The organism is Mesorhizobium sp. M7A.F.Ca.CA.004.06.1.1 (assembly GCF_003999135.1).
In the GTDB taxonomy this organism is placed as follows: domain Bacteria; phylum Pseudomonadota; class Alphaproteobacteria; order Rhizobiales; family Rhizobiaceae; genus Mesorhizobium.
This window is the reverse complement of the sequence record NZ_RZPQ01000328.1, coordinates 1-6218: the sequence shown is the minus strand read 5'-3', so window position 1 is coordinate 6218 and position 6218 is coordinate 1. Positions and strand designations below refer to the sequence as shown.

5 protein-coding genes and 1 pseudogene are annotated in these 6218 nt (G+C 60.7%); 4 read left to right on the top strand and 2 right to left on the bottom strand.

Annotated elements, in window-relative coordinates; all coding sequences use genetic code 11:
• Positions 1-481, top strand: a pseudogene (locus EN906_RS19375) (N-methylproline demethylase); the annotation flags it as partial.
• Between the two features lie 211 nt (positions 482-692).
• On the top strand, positions 693-1430 hold the full coding sequence (locus EN906_RS19370) for a hypothetical protein (protein WP_127270107.1): 738 nt from the start codon (positions 693-695) through the stop codon (positions 1428-1430).
• A 71-nt stretch (positions 1431-1501) separates the two neighbouring features.
• Here EN906_RS19370 and EN906_RS19365 read toward each other — a convergent pair whose 3' ends face one another.
• The gene (locus EN906_RS19365) at positions 1502-2242 is read right to left on the bottom strand and encodes a polysaccharide deacetylase family protein (protein ID WP_127270105.1); all 741 of its coding nucleotides are present in this window, start codon (positions 2240-2242) and stop codon (positions 1502-1504) included.
• Between the two features lie 133 nt (positions 2243-2375).
• Entirely contained in the window at positions 2376-4442 is a 2067-nt protein-coding gene (locus EN906_RS19360; protein WP_127272156.1) for an EAL domain-containing protein, read from the bottom strand.
• Between the two features lie 331 nt (positions 4443-4773).
• Here EN906_RS19360 and EN906_RS19355 point away from each other — a divergent pair, with 331 nt between their 5' ends.
• Complete coding sequence (locus EN906_RS19355; RefSeq protein WP_127268536.1) at positions 4774-5961, top strand: glycine C-acetyltransferase; 1188 nt, start codon at positions 4774-4776, stop codon at positions 5959-5961.
• A gap of 52 nt (positions 5962-6013) precedes the next feature.
• On the top strand, positions 6014-6218 hold a 205-nt coding region (locus EN906_RS19350; protein WP_164777241.1), incomplete at its 3' end, for an alcohol dehydrogenase catalytic domain-containing protein.

Sequence of the window (6218 nt, the reverse complement as noted above, 5' to 3'; positions counted from 1 at the left end):
GGGCATGGGCGCCGCCGAACTGATCGCCAATGCCGGCTCGAAACTCGAGCTTGTATCGCCGGAGCGTTTCTTTGCCCCGGAAATGGGCGGCATGAACCATGTGCCCTATATCAGGGCCTTCCAGGAAAAGGGCGTCACCATCACCATCAACACGCGGCTGCGTTCGGTGCGGCGTGAGGGCAACCAGCTGATCGCAGAGCTGGCTTCGGATTTCGCCGATGGCTGGCGCGGCGAGCGCAGGGTCGACCAGGTGGTGGTCGAGCACGGTACGCTACCGCTCGACGATCTATACCTCTTGCTGAAGCCGCTGTCGAAGAATGGCGGCGCGGTCGACTACGAGCGTCTGGTGAGCGGTGGCGACATCTTTCCCAAGCGCAATCCAGAAGGCGGCTTTGTTCTGTTCCGCATCGGCGACGCGGTCGCCTCGCGCAACATTCATGCCGCCATCTATGACGGCATCAGGTTCGGCTTGCGAATCTGAAATTAGCTATCGCCAGGATCGTAGCGCGCGGCCGAAGCTTCCTGCAAGAGCCCCTAGACTGGACTTTCCCTGTCGTACTTGTAACGATCTAGGGTGATCCAAACGCTTGGGATCAGTTTCATTCTACTGCAAGTCTGCAGGGAAATCGCGAAGCAGTGCGTCTTCTGCCGAGAAAAGTTGACGAAAACCTAACAAAGTCCGGGGGGACAAGTTGACCAAGAAAGATCCGTTCGTTCCGCGCCAGACCAATACGGCGCTCTACATGCAGCTATACGAGAATGGATATTCGGTTGCCGATATCGCCCGGGTGCAAAAGGCGTATCGTGTGTGTTGCGCGATGTTCAACGGCCGCTACCGCAAGACAGGACGGCCGTTCATCTGCCATGCGGTGGGAGCTGCGTCATCGGCCGCGCATTTCGATAAAAGCGTCGATCTTGTCCTGGCCGCGATGTTTCACGCTGCCTACGACAGCGGCCACTATCCGGACGGAAAGTCCAGCAGGCGCACCGATGCACACCGCAGATGGCTGGAGCAAACAATCGGTCCCCGGGTTGAAGGTCTTGTCGCCCGCCTGGTCGGACTGAAATTCGATACCGGAGACCCCGAGCGCCTTGTGGATGCCGGCGTGCCGGCCGGCGACGAGGACATCTTGTTCCTGGTGCTTGCCCATGAGGTGGATGACCTGGCGGACGGAGGATTGGCGTTTGCGCCCAAATACGGTCAGTCCATACGATCGAGGGTTGCTGCCTGTGCCACTCTGGCGAGGTATCTGGGCCGCGAAAATCTTGCCGTCACCATCGAAGGTTACGGTGCCCGCTACGAGACGATGGCGTGGGCTGCTCCCCTCCAGGAGACGAAGCTGATTGGCTTTCAGATTACGCCAAATTTACGCACATACATCAAATTGCGCCGCCACAAGTTACGCGGCGAATCAGTCGAGGTGCTTTGACACCTCGCTGATCCCGCGACAGATTGGCGTGTCGATGCGCAACCCGCTGAGAACTGGCCGTCCTTGTCGCCTCAGTCGTCGTAGCCCTGGATTGTCCCAAAGGTGTAGTGGCGCAGCTTCAATGCGGTGATCAAATTGGTCAGCTTCATCTTGCCGTCGAAACTGTCCTGGAACATCTCGTCATGCATCAGCAGGATCAGCTTGCCGGGCTTGACGAAGCGGCCATAGCCGAACAGGTGATCGATCTCGCTGACCAGATGGTCAACGCTCTGCACCGGCTCGCCGTTGTCCTTGTGCACCCATTCATGGTCCCAGCCGTAGAGATAGAAGCCTGAGGCAGCGACAAACTCGTAGTCGGGCTCTTCACGCCCCTCCTGGGCGAGCCCAAGCGAGGTGTCGTTCTTCGACATGGAGGGCAGCCTGAACACGTCGCGCCCCGGTAGCCTTGCATGCACCACGGGCTTCAACCCGAGCACCGCGTTTGCCCTTACCATGTCGGCGACGACACCTTCGGTGTCGCCGTAGAAATGCCGGTAGTGATTGTAGGCATGGCTGTAGCTGTGGTTGCCGAGCGTCACCAGAGGAAGCTGCCTGGCGCGCTGGACGAGCGCTCTGTTGGCGGCGCTAGCCTGTGCGTGCATGCCGACCATGAATAGGGTTGCAGGAACCTGCTCGGCTTCCAGCACATCGAGGATGTTGCTTGTGCCGTTCAGCGGCCCATCGTCGAAGGTAAGATATATTATGCGATCGGCCCCTTGGGCGGGAACCGCAAAAATCAAAACCGCCGCCAGCACAAACCGAAACGGTGTCATCAGCCCCGATATCCGGTTGCGATCACGACAAGGCCGCCATGTCCACAACGGCTTGTCAAGGCGAGCCGGTGCATGTCGCCCAAAAGTGCGCAGCGGTTTTGGGATAACGACATGCGCAAACAAAAAGGCAAACCTATGCCAGGCTTCCTTGCAGCACCGTCAGCTTGGCCTTCTTGGGCATGCGGGCGGTCAGCCATTCCAGCGCCTTGTCGTGCGGCATCGGGAAGGCGATGGAGTAGCCCTGCACCTGGTCGCAGCCGATCGCCATCAGCGAATTGAGCTCGGCCTCGGTTTCGGCGCCCTCTGCGACGATCGAGATGCCAAGGCCACGCGCCAGCTCGGTGATGGCGCGGACGATCTTCGAGTTGTCGCCATTCTCATGGATGTTCTGGACGAAGCGGCGATCGATCTTCAGCCGGTCGATCTCGTTCGGGTTGACATGGCTGAGCGAAGCATAGCCGGTGCCGAAATCATCGAGTTCGAGATGGACGCCGGCTGCCCGGATGTGCCGCAGCTTGGCCGCGATACCCGTCTTTTCGTCATCGAGGATGACGGATTCGACGATTTCCAGCGACAGTTTCTGCGGCGGCAGCCCGGCCTTTTCCAGCGTCTCGAACAAGAACGCATCGAAATCGTGTTCGCGCAGCTCGGTGCCGGAAACATTGACGGCAAGCCGTCCGAAGGCAATGCCGGCGCGGTTCCATTCGGCCGCCTCGTTGATCGCCTTGGTGATGACGATGCGGCCGATCTCGGGCATGAAGCCGCATTTCTCGGCGACCGGAATGAACTCGCCGGGCGGGATCATGCCGCGCTCCGCATGGTTCCAGCGCACCAGCGCCTCGATGCCGCTGATCGTGCCGTGGGTCAGTGAGACCTGCGGCTGGAAATAGACCTGGAACGCCCGCTCGGCGATGGCAACCTTGATGTCGTGCTCGAGCTGCTTGCGATAGTCGAGTTCGCGGCGCAGCTCCTCGGAGAAGAAGGAGAAGTTGCCGCCGCCAAGCCTCTTGGCGGAGTAAAGCGCCAGATCGGCGTGGACCAGCAAATCCCCGGCATTGTCGGCGTCGATCGGATAGACCGCGATGCCGGCGCTGGCGCCTGGGAGAATGGTCGTGCCCTGGAAGACGATCGGCTCGTTGATATGTGCCAGGATGCGTCGCGCCAGCATATTGATGTCTTCGGTGCCGCCGGCGCCGCCGAGGATCATGACGAACTCGTCGCCGCCCAGGCGCACGCACAGATCCGACGCCCGGCAGGAATCGCGCATGCGCTGTGCCGTCACGACCAGCACATAGTCGCCGGCGGCGTGGCCGAGCGTATCGTTGATCTGCTTGAATCGGTCGAGATCGAGCTGGACGACGGCAAGGCGTTCGCGACGCCGGTGCGTTCCCTTGATCAGCGTGTCGAAATGATCGGTCAGGAACGTGCGGTTGTGCAGGCCGGTAAGGCCGTCATGCACCGCGATGAAGGCCATGGAATTGCGCGCGTCGATCAATTCATGCGTCTTGCGCAGGATGGCGTTCGACATCGGCCTGAAGATGAAGAGCGCCACCAGTATGATGACGCCGATTGTGGCGTAGAACAGCGTGCGATGGAGAGCGAGCAGCTTCTCGGAGCGGTCGTCGGCGTCGGCAGTGATGCGCTGGCCAAGCGCGGCGTAGCCCGACAAGGTCGCATTGGCGACGGAGGCGTCGAGATTGACGCGTTCGTCGCCGCCCTTGTAACCGCCATTGCCGCTGAATTGCGATTCATAGGCCGAGATCAGGCGGTCGCCATTGGCGATCAGCCCGACCGAGAAATAGTCGAGGTGGAAGGGCTTGGCGAAAAGGACGCTTTCGATCGACTTCGGGTCAAGCTTGGCCGGCGATTGCGGATCGGCTCCCGTCTGATCGAGCAGCAGGTCGTAGTTCGTCTCGAACTCCGCCGTTGCCTGCTTGAGCGCGCTGACCAGCGCCGGTTGCTTGTCGCGTGAGCCGGCGCCCGTTGCACCGGCAAGGAAGACGATGCGCTGCGACAGCGTCTTTTGTGTGCTGACGATGTCGAGCAAGGTGTGATTGTGCTGTTGGGTGGCCATCATCTGCTGCAGCAGGATGAAGGAGGCGATCACCATGGCCGCAATGATCAGCAGGGCCAGCCAATAGCCGGCCTTGATCAGCAGTATGAGCTTGCCTGAAACGGTTTGCACCGGCTGCTGCGACATTTTCGGGGGCGGCCCTCTCGCCTACGGATTCTTGCCTAAAGATTCTTGTATGAGCACCATTGAACTGCAAACGTTAACAGGACCGGAAATCGACGGCTGCCCGGCGAGGGGCGGCTGTCGAAAGATCGCGAAATGGTTATCGGCTCGTTTAACGCCGTACCGGCATTTGAGCGGTCATCGGCCAGAACCCTTGTCGCGGCATCGTTTCCGCCGCCGCATGATGATCGACATCGGGGCGGCATCGTGCTGCTTGCCACCGATCCGGTCGTTTTTGCGATGGATTTTTCACGCGGACGAGACGACAGTCAGCCCACATCAAACGAGGCCGACCATGACCGCAGCATTCCTCTCCCACATCGACGGCGAGCTCGCGGGGCTCAAATCGGCAGGCCTCTACAAGTCGGAGCGGGTGATCACTTCGACGCAGTCGGCCGAGATCGAGGTCGGCGGCGACAAGGTGCTGAATTTCTGTGCCAACAACTATCTCGGCCTCGCCGATAGCGCCGATTTGCGCAATGCTGCCAAGCAGGCGCTCGACCGCTATGGCTACGGCATGGCATCGGTGCGCTTTATCTGCGGCACCCAGGAAGAGCACAAGCAGCTCGAATCCACGATTTCCTCTTTCCTCGGCATGGAAGACACCATCCTCTACGGCTCCTGTTTCGATGCCAATGGCGGCCTGTTCGAGACGCTGCTGGGCGAGGAAGACGCCATTATCTCGGATGCCTTGAATCATGCCTCGATCATCGATGGCGTGCGGCTGTCGAAGGCCAAACGTTTCCGCTACGCCAACAACGACATGGCCGATCTCGAGGCGCGACTGAAGGAAGCCCGGGACTGCCGCTTCCGGTTGATCGCCACCGACGGCGTGTTTTCGATGGATGGCATCATCGCCAATCTCACGGGTGTCTGCGACCTCGCCGAGAAATACGACGCCATGGTGATGGTCGACGACAGCCATGCCGTCGGCTTCGTCGGCCGAAACGGCCGCGGCTCGGCCGAACATTGCGGCGTCGAGGGCAGGGTCGACATCATCACCGGCACGCTCGGCAAGGCGCTTGGCGGGGCCTCCGGTGGCTACACCTCGGGCAAAGGCCAGGTGGTCGACTGGCTGCGCCAGCGCTCACGGCCGTATCTCTTCTCCAACACGCTCATGCCGGCGATCGCCGGCGCTTCGATCAAGGTGTTCGAACTGATCAAGGACGGCGATGGGCTGCGCAGCAAACTCTACGACAATGCGGCGCGCTTCCGGTCGCAGATGGGCAAGCTCGGCTTCACGCTGGCCGGAGCCGATCATCCGATCATACCGGTGATGCTGGGTGATGCCAGCCTGGCGCAGGAGATGGCCGCGCGCATGCTGAAGCGCGGCATTTACGTCATCGGCTTCTCCTTCCCGGTGGTGCCGAAAGGGCAGGCCCGCATCCGCACGCAAATGTCGGCGGCGCATTCCAGTGCGGATATTGACAGGGCGGTCGAGGCGTTTGCCGCCGTCGGGCGCGAACTCGGGGTCATTTCCTGAAAGGCTGGAATCGAAAAGCGATTCCGGATCAAGAGATTCAAGGGACAAAAGCATGTCGAACATGATGAAGGCGCTGGTGAAGGCCAAGGCCGAACCAGGCATCTGGATGGAAGAGGTGCCGGTGCCGGAGATCGGCCCCAACGACGTGCTGATCAAGATCAAGAAGACGGCGATCTGCGGCACCGACGTGCACATCTACAATTGGGACCAGTGGGCGCAGAAGACGGTGCCGGTGCCGATGGTGACCGGCCATGAAT

Excerpts from the sequence above, each read along its gene's own strand:
- EN906_RS19365 (WP_127270105.1), bottom strand. The coding sequence starts at position 2,242 with ATGACACCGTTTCGGTTTGTGCTGGCGGCGGTTTTGATTTTTGCGGTT.
- EN906_RS19360 (WP_127272156.1), bottom strand. The coding sequence starts at position 4,442 with ATGTCGCAGCAGCCGGTGCAAACCGTTTCAGGCAAGCTCATACTGCTG.
- EN906_RS19355 (WP_127268536.1), top strand. The coding sequence starts at position 4,774 with ATGACCGCAGCATTCCTCTCCCACATCGACGGCGAGCTCGCGGGGCTC.